The organism is Flavobacterium sp. MK4S-17 (assembly GCF_009848495.1).
GTDB lineage: Bacteria > Bacteroidota > Bacteroidia > Flavobacteriales > Flavobacteriaceae > Flavobacterium.
Genome location: NZ_WWEP01000008.1, coordinates 69,234 through 88,867, shown reverse-complemented (window position 1 = coordinate 88,867; position 19,634 = coordinate 69,234). Strand labels below are relative to the sequence as shown.

At 39.5% G+C, this 19,634-nt stretch carries 20 protein-coding genes; 3 read left to right on the top strand and 17 right to left on the bottom strand.

The annotated features are described in order from the left end of the window. Positions 1 to 5: 5 nt before the first annotated feature. Both gldC and gldB read right to left on the bottom strand, forming a co-directional pair. Complete coding sequence (gldC, locus tag GSF09_RS03615; RefSeq protein WP_159799574.1) at positions 6 to 353, bottom strand: gliding motility protein GldC; 348 nt, start codon at positions 351 to 353, stop codon at positions 6 to 8. Then, positions 353 to 1,315 carry a gliding motility lipoprotein GldB gene (gene gldB, locus GSF09_RS03610; protein ID WP_159799573.1) on the bottom strand — a complete coding sequence of 321 codons (963 nt, stop codon included), beginning with the start codon at positions 1,313 to 1,315 and terminating at the stop codon, positions 353 to 355. Before gldB ends, gldC begins: the two co-directional genes overlap by 1 nt. Before the next feature lie 111 nt (positions 1,316 to 1,426). Here gldB and nadE point away from each other — a divergent pair, with 111 nt between their 5' ends. Beyond that, the gene (gene nadE / locus GSF09_RS03605) at positions 1,427 to 2,233 is read left to right on the top strand and encodes an NAD(+) synthase (RefSeq protein WP_159799572.1); all 807 of its coding nucleotides are present in this window, start codon (positions 1,427 to 1,429) and stop codon (positions 2,231 to 2,233) included. 74 nt (positions 2,234 to 2,307) lie between these two features. Further along, the gene (locus GSF09_RS03600) at positions 2,308 to 2,937 is read left to right on the top strand and encodes a response regulator transcription factor (RefSeq protein ID WP_159799571.1); all 630 of its coding nucleotides are present in this window, start codon (positions 2,308 to 2,310) and stop codon (positions 2,935 to 2,937) included. On the opposite strand, the gene dnaG is transcribed toward GSF09_RS03600, so the two are convergent. From dnaG to GSF09_RS03560, 8 genes are all read right to left on the bottom strand, one after another. After that, entirely contained in the window at positions 2,934 to 4,913 is a 1,980-nt protein-coding gene (gene dnaG, locus GSF09_RS03595; RefSeq protein ID WP_159799570.1) for a DNA primase, read from the bottom strand. The genes GSF09_RS03600 and dnaG overlap by 4 nt on opposite strands. A 61-nt stretch (positions 4,914 to 4,974) precedes the next feature. Then, positions 4,975 to 5,877: a cation diffusion facilitator family transporter gene (locus tag GSF09_RS03590; RefSeq protein WP_159799569.1), complete on the bottom strand. Its 903-nt coding sequence runs from the start codon at positions 5,875 to 5,877 to the stop codon at positions 4,975 to 4,977. A gap of 105 nt (positions 5,878 to 5,982) precedes the next feature. Further along, positions 5,983 to 7,011, bottom strand: a complete 1,029-nt coding sequence (locus GSF09_RS03585) for a hypothetical protein (protein ID WP_159799568.1) — start codon at positions 7,009 to 7,011, stop codon at positions 5,983 to 5,985. 28 nt (positions 7,012 to 7,039) lie between these two features. Continuing rightward, the gene (locus tag GSF09_RS03580) at positions 7,040 to 7,738 is read right to left on the bottom strand and encodes a hypothetical protein (RefSeq protein WP_159799567.1); all 699 of its coding nucleotides are present in this window, start codon (positions 7,736 to 7,738) and stop codon (positions 7,040 to 7,042) included. Further along, a complete protein-coding gene (locus GSF09_RS03575; protein WP_159799566.1) occupies positions 7,719 to 8,279 on the bottom strand; it encodes an RNA polymerase sigma factor in 561 nt (186 codons plus the stop codon). Before GSF09_RS03575 ends, GSF09_RS03580 begins: the two co-directional genes overlap by 20 nt. A gap of 142 nt (positions 8,280 to 8,421) precedes the next feature. Next, a complete protein-coding gene (locus tag GSF09_RS03570; protein WP_159799565.1) occupies positions 8,422 to 9,399 on the bottom strand; it encodes a polyprenyl synthetase family protein in 978 nt (325 codons plus the stop codon). A gap of 38 nt (positions 9,400 to 9,437) precedes the next feature. After that, positions 9,438 to 10,499, bottom strand: coding sequence for a 23S rRNA (adenine(2503)-C(2))-methyltransferase RlmN (gene rlmN, locus GSF09_RS03565; RefSeq protein ID WP_159799564.1), 1,062 nt, complete (start codon positions 10,497 to 10,499; stop codon positions 9,438 to 9,440). Between the two features lie 40 nt (positions 10,500 to 10,539). Beyond that, the gene (locus tag GSF09_RS03560) at positions 10,540 to 12,795 is read right to left on the bottom strand and encodes a T9SS type A sorting domain-containing protein (RefSeq protein WP_159799563.1); all 2,256 of its coding nucleotides are present in this window, start codon (positions 12,793 to 12,795) and stop codon (positions 10,540 to 10,542) included. 121 nt (positions 12,796 to 12,916) lie between these two features. Between GSF09_RS03560 and GSF09_RS03555 the strand changes: the two genes are divergently transcribed. Then, entirely contained in the window at positions 12,917 to 13,558 is a 642-nt protein-coding gene (locus GSF09_RS03555; RefSeq protein WP_159799562.1) for an O-methyltransferase, read from the top strand. Here the strand turns inward: GSF09_RS03555 and GSF09_RS03550 are convergent. The 7 genes from GSF09_RS03550 to GSF09_RS03520 all read right to left on the bottom strand — a co-directional run bounded on the left by GSF09_RS03550 (position 13,517) and on the right by GSF09_RS03520 (position 19,511). Beyond that, the gene (locus GSF09_RS03550; protein WP_159799561.1) at positions 13,517 to 14,131 is read right to left on the bottom strand and encodes a phosphatase PAP2 family protein; all 615 of its coding nucleotides are present in this window, start codon (positions 14,129 to 14,131) and stop codon (positions 13,517 to 13,519) included. The two genes, GSF09_RS03555 and GSF09_RS03550, sit on opposite strands and share 42 nt — an antisense overlap. After that, a complete protein-coding gene (locus GSF09_RS03545; RefSeq protein WP_159799560.1) occupies positions 14,132 to 14,434 on the bottom strand; it encodes a twin-arginine translocase TatA/TatE family subunit in 303 nt (100 codons plus the stop codon). It lies immediately after the preceding gene. 88 nt (positions 14,435 to 14,522) lie between these two features. Next, positions 14,523 to 16,772 carry a M1 family metallopeptidase gene (locus GSF09_RS03540; protein WP_159799559.1) on the bottom strand — a complete coding sequence of 750 codons (2,250 nt, stop codon included), beginning with the start codon at positions 16,770 to 16,772 and terminating at the stop codon, positions 14,523 to 14,525. Between the two features lie 5 nt (positions 16,773 to 16,777). Further along, entirely contained in the window at positions 16,778 to 17,281 is a 504-nt protein-coding gene (locus GSF09_RS03535) for a DUF6702 family protein (protein WP_159799558.1), read from the bottom strand. A 50-nt stretch (positions 17,282 to 17,331) separates the two neighbouring features. Further along, positions 17,332 to 18,060 (bottom strand): hypothetical protein, encoded by a 729-nt coding sequence (locus tag GSF09_RS03530; RefSeq protein WP_159799557.1) that lies wholly within the window; start codon positions 18,058 to 18,060, stop codon positions 17,332 to 17,334. Next, positions 18,050 to 18,808 (bottom strand): hypothetical protein, encoded by a 759-nt coding sequence (locus tag GSF09_RS03525; protein ID WP_159799556.1) that lies wholly within the window; start codon positions 18,806 to 18,808, stop codon positions 18,050 to 18,052. Before GSF09_RS03525 ends, GSF09_RS03530 begins: the two co-directional genes overlap by 11 nt. Beyond that, positions 18,798 to 19,511, bottom strand: coding sequence for a hypothetical protein (locus GSF09_RS03520; protein WP_159799555.1), 714 nt, complete (start codon positions 19,509 to 19,511; stop codon positions 18,798 to 18,800). The genes GSF09_RS03525 and GSF09_RS03520 overlap by 11 nt, the downstream gene beginning before the upstream one ends. Between the last annotated feature and the right edge of the window lie 123 nt (positions 19,512 to 19,634).

Below are 19,634 nucleotides of genomic sequence, written 5' to 3'. Positions count from 1 at the left end.
CGCAATTATTTATCATTTTTAAGCTCCAGCTTTTCAGCAAAGTAGTCACAAAAATCTTTCATGGTGTCGCTCATTTTTTTATCTCCCGTAGCGCGCTCAAATGTATCCGACATGGAAACCAGTGTCTGGTGGAAAAAGACTTTCATTTCATCCACAGGCATATCTTTTGTCCACAGGTCAATACGCATGCTTTCCTGTACTTTGCTGTCCCACACGGAAAGCATAATGGCTTTAGATTCCTGGTTTACCACGCCACCGTCACGGGCAGTCCAGCTTAATTTTTCAGGAATCCTGTTATCATCAAGTGCTACGTTTATTTTAATTTCAGATTTATGTAATTTATCTTCAGGCATTATTTCTTTGGTTTATATTTAGAGTTATCAAAAATTTCTTTCGCATCCTTTTGGATCATATCCTGCAAAGTTACCTCATTATTTTTCATGTAGGCACGCACAATCTGCCACCCCATCCACTGCCCAATCCTGCCGGGCGATTCTTTATCCACTTCAAGGTAAAACTTGGAAAATGGTGCAGGGTTTATAAAGCGCAGTGCGAGTTTAGGATTATTATCAAATAAAATCTTCTCATCTACAAAATAACGCCAGATTTCTTCTTCATTAGCCTTTGACCAGTCAATCTGTTCCTGTGTATAACCAATTTTATCGGCATCTGTAGCATCAGGCAGGAGCACATCTTTTAAATATAACTGTTTACCAAAATAAACCATTAAGGCTAAAAGCGACCTATCCTGCGGAACCGGAACCCTGTTGTTGCTGAAAGAGCTTACTATATCCGGCAATATTTGTGAAGGTTCATAATTTTGCACCTGGTATTTATCCAGCCCCTCGTAAAGTCGGTTATCCCTGCCCAGGTAAAGGCTAAGCGGTATCAGTACAATATTATCTGTATATATAGATTTTATATCCAGGTCATCAGAAACTAAGGTTATAACGTCAGGCTGCTCTTTTAACTCAGGATAATAATACCTCATACGCTGAAAAAGCTGCTCTAAATCTTTTTCAAGCCCATTCAGGTCAGGATATGCTTTTTGCACCTCCGTATAAAGTTCCTTAAGGAAAGGGTCAGTCATTTTCTGTACCCAAACCTCATCAGGAGTATCGGCAGGAAACAGGAAAGGATATTCCTTTTTCAAGGCCGGCAATTCATCAGGGCTGCTTTTAAAGAATATTTTATCAAACCTCTTTATATGCACTTCCTTTACAGGTACTTCGGCAATTTTTTGCTCTGTTTTATTTTCCTGCTTACAGGAAACAATAAGTAGCATAATAGTAAACAGCAGTAATAACTTCTTCATTTGTAATATTAATTGTAATAATATTAAGAACTCTTATTTTAGATTTTTTTAATTTTATGTGCAATTTTCAGTGCAAATATACATTAGTAAATCCTATTAAATAAGTAAATCATGACCGGCAAAAATACTTTTAAGGCTAAGGAAATAAATGAATATATAGTGCAATGGCTGCATGATTATGTAACTAACGCAAAAGTTAAAGGTTTTGTTGTAGGAATATCTGGCGGAATAGATTCTGCTGTAACCTCAACCCTATGCGCACAAACCGGATATCCTACCTTATGTGTGGAAATGCCAATACACCAGGCACCAAGCCATGTAAGCCGTGCACGTGAACACATAAAGCAGCTTAAGGAACGCTATACCAATGTTACTTCGGCAGAAGTTGACCTTACCCCTGTTTTCGAATCGTTCAGGACAGAAGTACCGGAAACAGGCAACCCGCACCTGTTGGACCTTACCCTTGCCAATACACGTGCAAGGCTCAGGATGACTACATTATATTATATGGCAGGCATACACAGTGCACTTGTAGCAGGCACAGGCAATAAGGTTGAAGATTTTGGTGTCGGCTTTTTTACAAAATATGGTGATGGGGGCGTTGACATCAGCCCAATTGCCGACTTGATGAAATCGGAAGTACGCCTGTTGGCAGCCTATCTGGATGTGCCACAAAGCATTATAGCTGCAAAACCTACTGACGGCCTTTTTGGGGATGACAGGAGTGATGAAGACCAGCTTGGGGCAAGTTATGATGAACTTGAATGGGCCATGCTGGAAGCCGAAAAAGGCAAAACCGAAGAAGACTTTACAGGGCGATTAAAAGACGTTTTTAAGATTTATATAAGACTTAATACTATTAACCAACACAAAATGAACGCTATACCGGTTTGTGATATCCCTGAATTTTTGAAATAAAATTCTTTCATTCACAATACTTTAAGATATTAATACCTAACTTTACTATAAGTTTTAACCCAAAAATTACAATTATGATAAAACTTTGCTTGGCAGATAACCATCCTGTTGTACATTATGGGATGAAGTCTTACTTCAGGGATAATCCGGAATTTAGTTTTGTGGGTGTTGTTAACAGTCTGGATAGCTTATTGGATATATTAGGAAAAAAAACAGTTGATGCCGCCGTGATAGACCTTGAGCTTGACGGGCTTACAAGTATAAGTGCAGTTAAATCACTCATTAAGGAGTTTCCTGATACCAAGGTAATAATATTTACTAACCTTGCTGAACAGATTTATGCCCCAAATGCACTTAAGGCAGGCGTTTCTGCCTACGTGCATAAAAGTGCCAGGATGGAAGACCTTGAAAATGCTATTAAAAAAGTAAATGAAGGCGAAGTGGTATTTAGCGATACCGTAAAGAAAAATCTTGCCCTGCTTAATAAAGGCAAAAAGTCGGAAAGGCTGTACCGCAAGCTGTCCTCCCGCGAAATTGAGGTTTTAAGGTATCTTAGCGAGGGCAAAAAGAATAAGGAAATTGCCAAGCTGCTTGACCTTAATGAAAAAACAATCAGTACCTATAAATTAAGGCTGCTTACAAAACTGCATGTTACCAACCTTGTGGATTTAGTAAATAAGGCTAAAACACTGGATATTGTTTAGTAAAACCTGCTCCTTATCCTGTTTATTTTTCTGGACAGGTAATTTATAAGTACATTATAATCATTTACAGATTGCAGAATTTCTGTATTATCAGCCTCAGGCCCTACCTGCATTTTAAGATCCTGTACCAGCCTGCCTAAAAGCAGCCAGCGCAGGTCAATTATATGCTCATTGGTATAGGCGGCAATACCCATGTTTTTATCTTTTACAGGTATTTGCTTTTTTTCCTCCCATTCATGCAGGTAATATTTATCATCCTGCATAAAAATATCGGTGGCAACATATTGCAGTTCGGGCGGCAGTGTATTTAAAAAAGTTTCTGTATTAAGCACCTGCCCAGAGAGGTAATAATTTATTATATGCGAGTATAAGGCTTTAAAAACAGGATTGGTAAATTCTATTTCATCCTCCTGCAGGTTAAGATAAATACGCTCATAAACGGCATACTCCTTTCTTTCGGTATGTTCATATTCTTTACCAAACTCGTCATATTTAATATATACATCTTCAAAATCCTGCTTAATGCCGCCATACAAAAGTAGTATTTCAATAATACCCCGTTCAAGGTTATCCAGTATGTTTATCTGTTCCTGCTGTTGTGGTGCCTCTGCTACAGGTTTTAATGACTGTGCCTTTTGCTCCTCTTTGTATTTTTTATTTGCATCGGCTATATCTTTCTGAACCAGCTGTGCCAGCGTGCTGGCAAGTACCTGCTCTGATATATCCATAATACGGGAACATTCCTGTATATATATTTCCCGCTGTATCCTGTCGGGTATTTTAGATATGCTGGTTACCATATCCCTTATAAGCCCGGCTTTCTTTACCGGGTCGTTCTGGGCTTCATCCACCAGTAATGATGCTTTAAACTGGATAAAATCCTTTGAATTGTTTTTAAGGTATTCCTGAAGTTCATCATAAGGTGTTTTTTTTGCAAAACTATCCGGGTCTTCACCTTCGGGAAATGTGCATACCTTAACATTCATGCCCTCTTCCAGTATAAGGTCTATACCTCTTATTGAGGCACGTAAACCTGCGGCATCACCATCAAACAGCACAGTTATATTTTTGGTAAGCCTGTTTATCAGCCTTATCTGGTCGGGTGTAAGTGCAGTACCGCTTGATGCAACCACATTTTCTATCCCTGCCTGGTGCAATTGTATAACATCGGTATAGCCCTCAACAAGATAGCAGTTGTCCTGCTTTGCTATAGCCTGCTTTGCATGGTAAATACCATACAAAACCTTGCTCTTGTGGTAAATTTCACTTTCGGGCGAATTGAGGTATTTGGCTACTTTCTTGTCATTTCCTAAAATACGCCCTCCAAAACCCAACACCCTGCCCGACATGCTTTGTATAGGAAACATTACCCTGCCCCGAAAACGGTCAATATTCCTCCCGTCCTCTCGCGTTATAGTCAGCCCGGTTTTATCCAAAAACTCCAGTTTATAGCCTTTTCCCAAAGCCTCTTTGGTAAACGCGTCCCATTCTTCAGGCGAATAACCCAGCCCAAACTTACTTATGGTTTCCCCGCTAAAGCCGCGCTCTTTAAAATAGGAATAGCCTATTGCCCTGCCTTCATCAGTATTTAACAGTGTGCTATGGAAATATTTTTGTGCAAACTCCGAAACCAGGTACATGCTTTCCTTTTCATTAGCCTGTTCCTTTTGCTCGTCTGACTGCTCGGTTTCCTCAATTTCAATATTATATTTTTTTGCCAGGTAACGTATGGCTTCAGGGTAGGAAAAATGCTCATGCTCCATAAGGAAAGCCACAGCATTTCCTCCTTTACCGGAACTAAAATCCTTCCATATTTGTTTTACAGGAGAAACCATAAAAGAAGGTGATTTTTCGTTACTGAAAGGGCTTAGCCCCTTTAGGTTGCTGCCTGCCCTTTTCAACTGTACAAAATCACCTATTACCTCCTCTACACGGGCGGTTTCAAATACGGTATCTATAGTATTTTTAGAAATCAAGGTTTAGCAGGTGCAAAAATTAAAGGATAGCAAAGATACAAAGTTATGCACTTTGGCTCATTTATTTAAGAGGCTTTTCATCCAATAGCTCACATACTTCATTATCAAGCTCTATCTCTATTGTGTAATGGGAAAAAGGATATTTTTTAAGTACCTGCTTTACATTTTTCTTTACCTCAAGCACTTCATTAAAAGTTGCTACTCCATAGGTTTTAACGTGCGCAGTAAAAACATGGTGCTCCCCCTCTAAAGACCATACATGCATGTGGTGCATGGATTTAACATTGCCAACCTGTAATATTTCCTTTTCAATTTCATCAGGTCTTATATCATAAGGTGTGCCCTGCAGCATTATCTGCATGGTTTCCTTTAAGCGTTTTACTACATTATATAAAATAAACAGTGTAATAGCCAGTGAAAGGGCCGGGTCAAGAAACGAGGCATTTTCTGTAAACATCATTACTATCGACACTATCAATACGGCTACCCAACCCAGTACATCCTCAACAAGGTGCCAGCTTACCACCCTTTCGTTAAGCGATTTACCCCCGCTTAACCTAAAGGCTGCATAACCATTTACGGCTATACCTATTATTGCAAAAATAAGCATTCCCCTTGCATCTGTAGCTTCAGGATGCATTAGCCTGTTTATGGCTTCGCTGACAACATATATAGAGCCGGCAATAAGGACTATACTGTTTATAAGTGCCCCAAGCAAAGAAAAACGGCTGTAACCAAATGTAAATTTATTATCAGGCTTTTTCCTGGAATGTTCGTTTAAGTACCAGGCTATCCCTAAAGAAAGGCTGTCGCCCAAATCATGTAGTGCATCCGAAATTATGGCTACACTGTTTACATAAAAACCGCCTATTATTTCCAATACGGTAAAGCCAAGGTTAAGAAAAAAAGCTACCTTAATATTTTTACCGGAATGGTGGTGATGGTGCGAATGATTATGCGACATAGTTTTTTTACATAAAAATACGGATAAAACTGTAAGGCGAAAAAAAAGACGCCCCCTTTCGGAAAACGTCTTCTTTCAAAAGTACAAAACTAACCCTTAACTAAACTAATTTATATCAAATCTTATGCCAAGTGATAAATTATTCTGATCGACTTCATTATTTGCAAATACGGGCTGTAAATCGTATTTGGCATAAAGGCTTATTTCGCCATAGCCGATATAGGCACTTACCCCGTAAACAAAGTCACTTACATTAAAATCGCCTTTTTCCCTGTGCTTTACTTTATGCCCATCTTCAGAGTATTTTGTTATCTGTTTTTCTTTTACGTTTACCCCTGTATAGCCGCCTATACCTGCGCGGAAACTATGGTGTGTAGGAAAATAGGTCTTATCGCCATTTACTTTTTTCTTTGTAAAATCAAACTCAAGGTGTACCGGCACAACAAGGTTTACATAGCGTAAGCGTGAAAGGTCAAGGTCGCGGCCGGAATCTTCCAAGACGGTTTTGTTACCGTCGGCTACAAACACCATGTTATTATCAGGACGCAGGTTGTTATACTGTAATGATAACCCGTATTTGGCATGAAGAAGGTTGTTGTGTTTCATAATCCTTGTATTCCATGTAACCCCCCACTCGTAAAAATCAGAACGCCATTGGTAATTATCAGTATCAACCTTGCCGTCTGCCACCAGCCTGTTTACACCCAGCGCAAACACAAATTGCGATGTTGTCCTTTTATAACTGTACTCTTTCACTATGGTAGTATCCTTTGGTCCGTCTTCTATTGTAATAAACCAGAATTTTCTTTTGCTTTTCACCTTGCCGTCAACTTTATCTTTAACAAGGTCAGTAAGTTTCTGCTCTTCTACAGCAACACGGTTTTCAATATTTTTAGCCCTTTTCTCAGCAAATTCCTGTTTTCTTTTTTGGGCTTCCTGCTCTGTTATCTCATTATCGCTTAACAGGGAATTTACCTGTTCAATTTCAATCTTAAGGGAGTCCTTCTCCTCTTTGGTTATCTTTTCAATATTATTGGAAATTGTCCTTACCCTGTCTTCAAAAGTTTCCTGGGCTGCCAGTTTTGATGCTACAAGGCATAGCAATGCAGCCACATAAACGGTAATAGTTTTCATGTTATTGATGATTTTTGGTGTTATTGTTTTATTGATAATTCCTGTTTGCAACAGAGGTTTTTACAGCATTAAAGTTTTTAATTGCCGTTTTTATAGCCTTATTCCTGAAGCTTTCATCCATTTCGCCTTCAACCGTGCTTAGCAGGGAATTAGCATCTACTTTTATGGTTTGTTTTTCTGCTTTCGCTATTGGCGCATCAACACCCGACTCTACTGCTGCAAGCAGCTTCGCAGGATCAACCGTAATAGCAGTTTTCTTTTGCAAAGCATTTTCGGTATTTTCAACTATAGCTTCATTGGTAAATTCCTGCTCCACCTTTTCATAACTATCGAATTTATCTTTAGCAGCACCCGCCTTTACCGGTGCTTTGCCAATTACCGAAACTACTTCGGTTTTAGCAGCAGGCGCTACATCATCTGTAGAATGATAATGCGGCTTTACAGGGGTTTCCTTGCTTTCAATATCCGGGGAAGTTACAACGGCAGGAACATCCGCGGGGATTACTGCATTATCTTGAAATTTAAAGAATAAAGTGCAACCCAATAATGCCACCAGGCACGCTGCTGCCACATAAAGCCATAACCTTACAGGCTTTTTTTGCTCTTTCTTTTCAGCAACCGAAAGCATCGCATCCAGCCTGTCCCAGGCTGCTCCTGAAGGCTGTATAAGCCTTTCATCAAGCTTTTGCTTAAATTGCTGTTCTAATTTATTCTGTTCCGTTTTCATAGTTTTTTAATTTATTTACCTGCTCCTGCAGCATTTTCCTGGCATGTGAAAGCTGAGACTTTGACGTCCCTTCACTTATGCCCAACATTTTTGCAATTTCCTGGTGCTTAAAACCTTCAATAGCATAAAGGTTAAATACCATCTTATATCCATCCGGCAGGCTGTCTATAAGCGACTGTATATCCTCTACCGAAAACTGGCTTTCAATATTATTAAAGGTACTTTCGGTAAAATACTCATCTTCCATAAAGCTCACCTTTTTCTGCACCCGCAAATACGAAATACACTCATTTACCATGATACGCCTTATCCAGCCTTCAAAACTGCCTTTATGCTCAAAGTTCCCAATATTGGTAAAAACTTTCATAAAGGCAGTTATCATAACGTCTTCCGCCAGGTGAAGGTCTTTAATGTACTGCCTGCAAACCCCAAGCATTTTCGGGGCGAATTTAGAGTAAATTTTATGCTGGGCATGGCGGTTGTTTTCCGCGGCCTGCAAAATGATTTCCCTTTCTTCCTGATGTAAGGCAATTACTTTCAATGTGTGTTTGTTGATTGATTGTTGAACCCCGCTATTAAACCGACTTCTATTAACATAGACGAGATGGAATTTAAAATGGTTGCATGAAAGGTAAAAAAATTTACATTTTTTAAATTAAACAAAAAAGCAGCTATAGGCTGCTTTATATTTTTCTTTCAATAACATAATTAACCATAAGCTCAAGGGCATCTTTATAAGGCGATGCGGGGTATTCCCGTATAATTTCCAATGCCTCGCGCTGAAATTCGCCCATTTTTTGTTCGGCATAAGTAAGCCCTCCTTTTTGCTTAACAAAAGCTATAACTTCTTTTACCCTCTTTTTATCTTTATTATGGTTCTTTACCGAATTTATAAGCCACTTTTTCTCCTGCCTGTCGCAGTTATTCAAGGTATAAATAAGCGGCAATGTCATTTTTTGCTCCTTTATATCTATGCCTGTTGGTTTGCCGATAGCATCGTCTGTATAATCAAAAAGGTCATCCTTAATCTGGAAGGCCATTCCTATTAACTCCCCAAACCTGCGCATCTTTAGGGTGTGCTCACCGTCAGGATCTACAGAACAGGCACCAAGTGAACAGCAGGCGGCAATAAGGGTAGCTGTTTTTTGCCGAATAATTTCATAATATACATCTTCAGTTATATCAAGGCGCCTTGCCTTTTCTATCTGCAGTAATTCGCCCTCACTCATTTCGCGTACCGCTACCGATATTATACGCAGCAAATCAAAATCACCATTATCTATAGAAAGCAAAAGCCCTTTAGAAAGAAGGTAGTCTCCTACCAGTACCGCAATTTTATTTTTCCATAAAGCATTGATAGAAAAAAAGCCCCTACGCTTATTACTGTCGTCCACTACATCATCATGTACCAGTGTAGCAGTATGTATCAGTTCAATTACCGATGCTCCTCTGTAAGTACGTTCGTTTACAGTGCCGCCGCTAACCATTTTTGCAGTGAGAAAAACAAACATAGGGCGCATTTGCTTCCCTTTCCTGTTTACAATATAATAGGTGATACGGTTTAACAGTGCAACTTTAGAAGACATTGACTCATGAAACTTCTTCTCAAAAAGTTCCATTTCTTTCAGTATAGGCTGCTTTATCTGCTCAGTGATTTTCATGGTGTGCCAAAGATAATAAATAGTTTGCAGCAACTGCGTTACCCGTTGCCCGAAACAGCCTCATTTTTGTTGGCGAGCTGACCGCATGCCGCGTCAATATCTTTGCCCCTGCTACGGCGTACTTTTACCACTATATCATTTTTTTCAAGTGTTTTAATATAGTTGTCTATTGCTTCGGGTGCTGCCTGCTGAAATTCACCATCATCAATAGGGTTATATTCTATTAGGTTTACTTTACAGGGTACATATTTGCAAAACTTTACCAGTGCATCAATAGCATCCTTGCCGTCATTTATACCTTTCCACACCACATATTCATAAGTAACCCTGCTCTTGGTTTTTGAATACCAGTATTCTAAAGCCTCCCTTAAATCTTTTAAAGGAAAATTTTCACTAAACGGCATTATGGAAAACCTTACCTCATCAATGGCAGAATGCAGCGATACCGCAAGTTTAAACTTTACCCCATCGTCAGCCAGTTTTTTTATCATTTTGGGCACACCGGATGTTGATACCGTTATTCGCTTTGGTGACATCCCCAACCCTTCAGGCGATGTAATTTTTTCTATGGCTTTAATAACGTTATTATAATTCATAAGCGGTTCGCCCATACCCATAAATACAATGTTTGACAGCGGCCTTTTATGGTACAGCCTGCTCTCGTTATCTATAGCTACAACCTGGTCATAAATTTCATCAGGATTAAGGTTTCGCATGCGCTTTAACCTGGCGGTAGCACAAAAATTACAGTCAAGGCTGCACCCTACCTGGCTGGAAACACAGGCGGTTGTACGGGTCTCCGTAGGTATAAGTACCGATTCGACTACAAGACCATCATGCAGGCGGACGGCATTTTTTATAGTGCCGTCGCCGCTTTTCTGCATTTGGTCTACTTTTATATGGTTTATTACAAAGTTATCCTCCAGCATTTGCCGGGTGGGCTTTGCAACATTTGTCATATCCTCAAAACTGTGTGCTCCTTTGCTCCAAAGCCACTCATACACCTGGTTGCCCCGAAAAGCCTTATCGCCTCTCGTCACAAAAAAGTCGCGTAATTGTTCTTTTGTAAGTGTCCTTATATCTTTCTTCTCCATTGGCATCCTGCAAAGGTAGGAACTATTTATTAATTAAACTCTTAAGCTATTCCTTTACCAGCCTGATATTTGCTGTTTTACCATTAACACCTGTAATAGAAAGTATATATACACCTTTGGCAGAAGAAGACATATAAAGCCTGTTTTCACCGGCGGTAAAACTGCCGCTGCTTATCTGCTGACCTAAAATATTATAAAGCTGGTAGTTTACCGGTTCGTTTACATTAACATTAAATATACCTGTGGAAGGATTAGGGAATATATTGGCTATTTTTTGTGAACGATTCTCAACCGATAAATTATCTACTAACCTGAAACTTACAGATTCCGACTCCCCAAACGATGCACCCTGACCTATAAGCGAACCTGAGGCCGTACTTAGCGAGTAGAAACCCTGGCCGCCATCACAACATATCCCATCTTCATATTCATCATATATTGTAAATGTATAGCAGCCCTCGGCAGCTAATACAAAAGTTTCACTAACGTCCTCAAATGAATTATAACCGGAACCACTGTACAGAATATTGCCTCCTTCATCTGCCAGTTCCCAACTGGTTTCATATCCGAAATAATCTGTAAATAAATTAAATATTACATTGGTTATTTCATATTTCCTCACTGTAAAAGAAGAAGTTACTGTGTTATTTTCGGTATCGCCATCTGTGATGCCAAGAGGTAAATTTGCATTGACTGTTAATTCATTATTACCTGGCGCTCCTTGCAATAAAGGCAGGTTTACCAACTGGCTTTCACCTGATACCAGGTTACCTGTCCAGTCAATAGTTTCAGGCGCAGCAGAATTCAAAACATATTGTAATTGCACACCAGTTATATTTTGCTGGCCTGTATTAATAATCCTTACCTGAGATGTTGCAGATTCACTACATCCATCAGCCACTACAGTAGCCACCTGTATTTTTACATCAAAATTATTTAATTGCTGGGCAGGGTAACTATTTAATGTCAAAGCATTTGTATTTGTTGGGTCAAGCCATTCTTTTAATCTTTGCGAACTGCTTAGCCCTGCGCTCCACGATGTGGCAAACCTGCCATATTCATCATATCCGCCGTTATCAACAGTTCCGTTGCAGGCTGCGGTACCACCACTAAGCTGGCCTATAATCCTGCCTGAGTTATCAAATAACGGAGAACCCGAAGAACCACCCTCGGTTACACCCAAATCCCAATCCTGTATCCTCCACATACTTTCACCACCTGAATTAATGAGTTGTGGAGAGTTCAGGTCACGGCACGCTTTCATAATATCACCTGCCGGGTGGTGTATTCCGAAAGTAGAAGCGGGAACGGCATCGCTCCTGTCCCATCCTGCCCAAACCAAATCCCAGGCATCAGGCAGACTGGCGGTAATTTCCACAAGGCAGAAATCAGAAGCCGAGCGCCTTGCCCTTAATGCGGCACCACTAACAGTTTGATAATAATCAGGTGCATTGGTAGTACTTGGCTGTACATCTGCACAAACAGGGTTAGGGCTTATCCAGTTAAACCTGAATGACCACTGAGACGGATTGGAATAGCAATGGTCTGCCGTTAAAAAATAAGGTGTTCCATCATTATTTGTATTATTTATCAAAGCCCCTGAGCAAAAGCTTGAATTGTTTGTAATTATTAAGCCTACCGCTTTTTTATTTACGCCCTTAAGATTTTCAATACTTTCCATAAAGCAATCCACATCATAATTACAAGCCCCTGAACTGTTAAGGTCGTCATCCGGTGCTTTGTTATAATCGTCTGCTGTACGGTATCCATGCACCACTTTATATATATCCAGGCTGCCTTTACCCCTCACACCTGCCGGCTCATAATATTCAATCCATATATCCTCACCTTTAACCAGCCATGTACCTAAAACCCTCTCATCATTGTTCTGTCTGGCATCATAAGCACCTAATAAGTCAGTGCGCTCATTATTATATAAATATAATGTTGCCCCTTCAGGCATATAAAAATCATTGAAAAGGAAATTCATTGTCCTGGCACCTGCAGATTTAAACCTGGCTCTCCATATCCTGCCGCCATCCGGTAAATCAGTCCATTGCCCGCTGTTCTGCAGGTTGTAATCTACTATAAATTCATAACCGTATCTCCAGGGTATATCTTTCCTGCCGGCATTGGCGGCATCTTCATCTTTAAGCGCCTTCAGGTTAAAAGCAGGCATTATAATAGGTTCAGGATTTTCTATATCCTTCATTTTCCAGCTTGCGGGTTTGCCCTGGTTTGTTACCTGTGCTGTAGCTGCAAAACATATAAATGCAAAAATTAAAGTAATTGTGTTTTTCATAATTCAATTGTATGTGGCGCTGCAAAGGTATAAGTTTGAAGGTAATAATTACTGCACCGCAATAAAATTGCTTTATGAAACATTTTCTTTGTATTCAGTATCTTTACAAAAATTTACCTGTATGCACTTTATATCTGAAGAACTGGAAGACTATGCAGCACTGCACAGTGAAAATGAGCCGGAATTATTATCTGAACTCAACCGGGAAACCCACCAGAAAATATTACAGCCCCGCATGCTTAGCGGGCATTTTCAGGGCAGGGTACTAAGCCTGATCTCTAAACTGGTTAACCCTTTTCACATACTGGAAATCGGCACTTATACAGGTTATGCCACATTATGCCTTGCTGAAGGTTTACAGGCCAATGGCAGCATTGATACTATAGATAATAATGAAGAATTATACGACTTCCAAAAAAAATATTTTGACCGTTCTGAATGGAGAGGACAGATACACCAGCATTTAGGCAACGCGCTTGATATTATCCCAAAGCTTAATAAAAACTTTGACCTTGTTTTTATTGATGCCGATAAAGAAAATTATATTAATTATTTTGATGCAGTAATACCTTTAATGAACAAAGGCGGTATAATTTTAAGTGATAATGTTTTATGGAGCGGCAAGATACTTGAACCTGTAAAACCAAATGACAAAAGCACTAAGATACTTTTGGAATACAACAAAAAACTAAAGGAAGACCCGCGTGTGGAAACAGTATTATTACCCATTCGAGACGGGCTCACTGTTAGCAGGGTTATCTAAACCTTCTTTTTGTTCAGGAAAAAACCTGTTGCGGAGGTAGGCATAAAGCCTCAACATGATAAATGCCATTAAAATACCCCACAGGTAACCTACCAATATATCCCCCGGGTAATGAAGCCCAAGGTATATCCTGCTATAAGCAAATATAAGCGGCCACAAAAAGAAAAACCCCATATATTTTAAATAAGGGCGCAGTACCTTATATAAAAAGAAGGCTACCGCCATACTGTTTGATGCATGGCCTGAAATAAAACTGAAAGATTTCCTGTGCTGTACAGCCCTTATATACCCTGCTATATCCGGATTGTTACCGGGACGCAGGCGCTGAAAGCTATTTTTAATGAGGTTGGTAGACTGGTCGGTTACCGTAATTAATAATGCTACAATACCCACCACCAGCAGGGCGTGCCGCCAGCCCAAACGTTTAAAAGCAAGGTAGGCTATAATGGCAAAAACAGGAATCCAGTTTATCTGTTTGGTTATAAAAAGCCAAAAACCGTCAAATGATTCTGAACCCAATGAGTTAAGAAATACAAAAACATCCCTGTCTATTTCTACCAGCTTTTCAAGCATCTACCTGCCGTTACGTTTTATGGGGCCGGACATTTCCTCAATATCCTGCTTTACTTTATTTATTTCCTCATTAATATTATCAGTAGTATCGCTGCTGCCTGTGCCAATTTCCTTAAATGTCCTTTTTAAATCATCCACCTCGGCACTTTTGCTTATCTCGCTTTTAATATCGTTTGTTGCATTTTTAAGCTGCTGCATACCTTTACCAAGATTCCTGGCAATTTCAGGTACTTTATCCGAGCCAAAAAGCATCAATACCACTATTATTATGAAGAATAGCTCTCCTCCTCCTATTCCAAACATGGCTATAAATTTTGATATACAAATGTAGCTATAATTATATTTTTAAAAAGGCAACACCCCGTTAAACTTTTTAGCTGCCATAGTTTGGCTACTCTTCAAACTCATCAAATTTTGACCTTACTTCCTGCTTTGGCCATACATTATTGGCAACATCAATATCCGCCGTTTGTAAATCGGGGTCAACTGTTATTTTCCAAACAGGTTTATCTACTGCAAAAACCCTTGAAACCTGCTGGTTGTTTTTGCGCCATATCTGTACAGGAAAAGTATACTTTTGCGTAGTGCCATCCTCAAAAGTAAGTTCAGTTATTACAGGCATCAGCATATTTCCCGGTTTGTCAAAAGTAACTTCATAAAAATATTTAGGTGATTTTAATGCTGCCCTTTCGGCAGGTGTAAATTTTTCCTGTAAATAATCTTTAAGCACTTTTATATTTTTAATATCAAGTGGCTCTACGCTGTTCAGGCTGTCAGCCATCATATATACATACTGCGTTTCAGTATTGTTATTAAGCCTGCGCCTCCTTGCCGAAACTTCCTCCTTTTTTTCTTCTGTTTTTGGTTTTTCAACAGATACACGAAATTGTTTTACTTCTTTAATACCTACATCTACATAATCTGTTGAATAAAACCATCCGCGCCAAAACCAGTCCAAATCAACTGCCGAAGCATCTTCCATAGTCCGGAAAAAATCTTCCGGGGTAGGATGTTTGAATTTCCAGCGGTTAGCATACATTTTAAAGGCATGGTCAAATAATTCCTTACCCATAATGGTTTCCCGCAAAATAACCAGACCCGTGGCGGGCTTGGCATAAGCATTGGCACCAAACTGGTGTATGGTTTCGGAGTTTGACATAATAGGTTCAAGAAATTTCTGGTCACCGCTCATATAAGGAACAATTTTGGCTGCAGGGCCCCTGCTTGAGGGGTAGCCTTCTATAAATTCCTGTTCGGTTATATATTGAAGAAAGGTATTAAGCCCTTCATCCATCCATGTCCACTGGCGTTCATCAGAATTTACAATCATGGGGAAAAAATTATGCCCTACTTCATGAATGATAACGCTCATCATTCCATATTTAAGTTTTTCGCTAACAAACCCGTTTTCATCAGGCCGGCCATAGTTCCAGCATATCATAGGATACTCCATACCCTGACCTTCTGCAGAAATTGATACTGCTTTGGGGTAGGGATAATCAAATGTATATTTTGAATAGGTTTTAAGAGTATGTGCCACTACTTTAGTTGAGTTATCGCCCCATAGCGGGTTGCTTTCCTTTGGGTAAAGTGAAATAGCCATAACATTTTTGCCGCCAAGCTTTACCGCCATAGCATCATACATAAACTTACGGGAGGTGGAAAAAGCAAAATCCCTTACCATTTTTGCCTTAAATTTCCATGTCTTTTTCTTTTCAGAAAAACCTTTTTCAGCCTGTTCTGCTTCCTGCTGCGTTACTACTACAACAGGCTTGTCAAAAGTTTTTTCAGCCAGCTCATACCGCTTTAATTGTGCGGCAGTAAATACATCTTTCCTGTTTTGCAGCTCTCCGGTTGCCTCCATTATATGGTCGGCAGGCACGGTAATAGTAACCTCAAAGTTACCAAACGGCAGTGCAAATTCCCCTGCGCCCCAAAACTGCATATTCTGCCAGCCCTCAACATCATTATAAACCGCCATGCGTGGGTAAAACTGTGCAATAATGTAAAGATTGTTACCGTCTTTGGCAAAGTGCTCGTAGCCGGAACGCCCCCCTACAACAAAGTAATTGTTGATGTTATACCACCACTTTATGGAAAAAACTATTTTTTCACCCGGTTTTAAAGGCGAAGCCAGGTCTATACGCATCATGGTTTTATTGATGGTATATTGCATAGGCTTACCTTTTGCATCTTTTACATATTCTATCTTAAATCCTCCGTCAAAGGGTTGTTCCATGTACGTACGCGAAAAACCTGTAGGGCTATAAGAACCATTCATTTTATCGCTCTCTGCCAGCGGTGATTCAGAATCTGCAGCCCTTCTGTTTTGGTCAAGCTGTACCCATAGGTATTCCAAAGGTTCGGGCGCATTATTGTGGTAAGTTATGGTTTCAGTACCAAACAGCTTTGTATTTTTATCATCAAGCTCAACATCAATTTTATAGTCTGCCTGCTGCTGGTAGTAAGCAGGGCCCGGCGCGCCTGAAGCAGTACGGAACATGTTTGGCGTAGCCATAATGTCATACATCTGGCTAAACCTGTTATTATTATAATTTCCAATTTCTTTCTTAGTGGGGGCCTCCTGAGCCATTACACTAAGCAACGGTAATAAGTACAGGATATAAAATATCTTTTTCATAATCTTTAGTATTCCAATATTCTCATTGGTTGTTCATTAGTTAACAAAAGGCTTTTTTTGTTACTGTTTATATTGGTATGGATAATATTTTGCTGTTCATGAAATGTTTTAAACAACGTGGTGTTTTTAATTTCCAGCTTTTTTACTGGAGTTTGTGCGGGTATGGTAAAATAGCATATCAGCACATCATCTTCAATTTCATTACCTAAAAATTTTATTGGCTTTTCATTACCGTTAAGTTTCACCTTAATCTTCCCTGAAAAATACCGGCTCAGGTAATCCTTTAAATCAGGCACTTCTTTACTTGTGCCTATATAGAATTTCCTGTTGTACTCTTCATTCATTTCCTTTTCAAGGTCGTCAATAAATACCCGGGAGGTTACCTGTATCACATTTTTTTGCTGCACATATTCCAGTTGGAAAACTGCCACATAAAATTTATGATTGGTAAAACTGCTAAGCCCGAAAATTATTAAAAAAAATAGCAGCCATTTTTTTAAGTGCTTCATTTTCCAAAAATAATAAACTTAAAGTAACTTTAAGAGTTAAAACCCTGTTCTCAACCTTTATTTATTTTTAAATATTCCCTGCTTTTTACATCAAGATAACTTATAAGCTCAATTTCATTGCGAGGGTCTAAAAGATAGCGATTGCCATTATCGCAATAGGTAAGGAATAAGCCTATTTCATCCTGCGGCACTTTTAATGTTTCAGTAAAAAACCTGTCACTGTAAAGCTCTCTTACTGCCTGCGGAAAAGGCTTATCAGTAATAAATGCTGGCCTTTTATCCCGCACAGCCTCTTTCTTTTTACCTGCAACCAGATTAATTAAAGCAACAATATTAACCCCGTTAGCCGGAGGAAGTAAATTCTTATTTATTTCGGCGGCATTAAATTTTGAACCTACAGCCATTACTTTTGTATTTTTACTGTCAACAGCAAGGTTCCCTGTCAGGTCGGTTATCAGCAGTTCCTCAAGCTGTGTGGCTTCACCCTCAATTTTAACTACAAACAGCTCCTGCTTTAAGTCGGCTGCAGTTACTATGTGCTGCATTGTTTTAAAAGCAATTCCGGCAAATTTCAAGGTATCGGCGGGCCTGGCATAAATAACAAAATTACCCTCATCATCAGTAACATTGCCTGTTTTGGCATTAAGGTTATAAACAGAAAGATACTCAACCTTTAGCGAATCTGAAATCACTTTTCCTTTAAGCAGTTCCCTTTCACTCTTTTGTGCAAACATACAAAGCGGGAAAATAATCAGTAAAAACAGGAAATTAATTTTCATTTTTTTGCAGTTTTAAATATTTTTCGGCAAGTACCGCCATGCGGAATTGTGCAGTCTCATAATCGTTAGCATTTACGGCTGCTGCAAATTGGCTGTCTTCAATAATATAATAAATAAATCCCTCAACCTGAACAGAAGGTATTTTAAATTTGTCCCTTATTTCACCTTCAGTGTACATACCTTTTACTTTTTGCAGGAGCATTTCCTTCTTTTCCAGTTTCAGTTCTTTTTTTAGCCTTTTGGTTTTACCGTTTATGGCATTTAAAATAGGGTCAATTGGCATACCTCCGGCTATAAGCCCCAACAAATGTACCGGCTTAAAATCGCCTGCCGTTTTCAGCCTCCGTTCTGCGGGGGTATATCTCTTTTGCCCTTTTGGCACCAGTCCTAAAGATTCTGCCGTAATGGTGTCCTTATCAATTATTACCTCTTCCAGTTCATAAGATGTAATAAATACCGACATGACGAAAGGCTTTTCGGCAAAGGCCTGCTCATTTAGCTTAAACTCCCTTGTGCCTGTACGGTTGCTGTACACAACCAGAACATCACCCGGCTTTGCCTCCAGGCTGAAATTACCTCCTGCTGCGGTTTTTGTTTCGCCCCCGGTTTCTTTGTTTATAACATATAAACCCGGTATACCCGTGCCGCCCACATCTGAAACCACCCTGCCCAGCAATTCTTTACGCTCCTGCGCTTTGGCAGTAACAGCTATTATAAGCAGCAGAAATAAGATGGCTTTACTTTTCATCGGCTATAAGTTTCAGATAATCTTTTGAAAGCCCAGCACCAATAAATTTTGCCATTGAATAGTTTTTAGCTTTTATTGCTGCTGCAAATTTGCTGTCCTCCACTATATAATACAAAAAGCCCCCAACATATTCAGCTGGTATTTTTAATTCGGTTATAATCTCTTCCTCGGTATAAATATAATCTATCTGCTCCAGCAGTTTTTCTTTTTTCTCTGTTTCAACAGCCCTTTTAAGCATTTTTGTACGTCCGCTAATGGCGTTTATCAAACCATCCACACCGCTTTGCGCGGTATATAATTTCCGCTCGGCAGGTGTCAGCCTCTTTTGATCCGGTGAGGCGAGCCCCAATGATTCTGATGTAATAGTATCTTTCTCTATTATAACTTCATTAAGTTCATAGGCTTTTACACTTACTGAAACGATAAACGGATTTTCTGCAAATGCATTCTGCGGCACTGCAAAATCACGCACTCCAGTATTTGTGCTGTATACTGCCAGTTTATCGCCTGCCTTTGCGGGTATGTGGAAATCACCACGCACATCCGTTTTGGTTTCAGTGCCTGTAGTTTTATTTATTACAAAAACATTGGGTATGCCGGTATTTTCCATATCAGAAACAACACGCCCGTAAAGTGTTTTTCGCTCCTGTGCAAAGGTTGTAATGCTGATTAAAAGCAGGATAAAAAAAAGTATATTTTTCACAAATGGATGATTACTTTTATAAAGTTAGGTATTTTAAACAGCATTTTACGCAAAAATACTATCAAGCTGTTACAAGCCCCTCATCTCCACCTGCAATATTCTTTGTAACTTTACCTTTTCTTA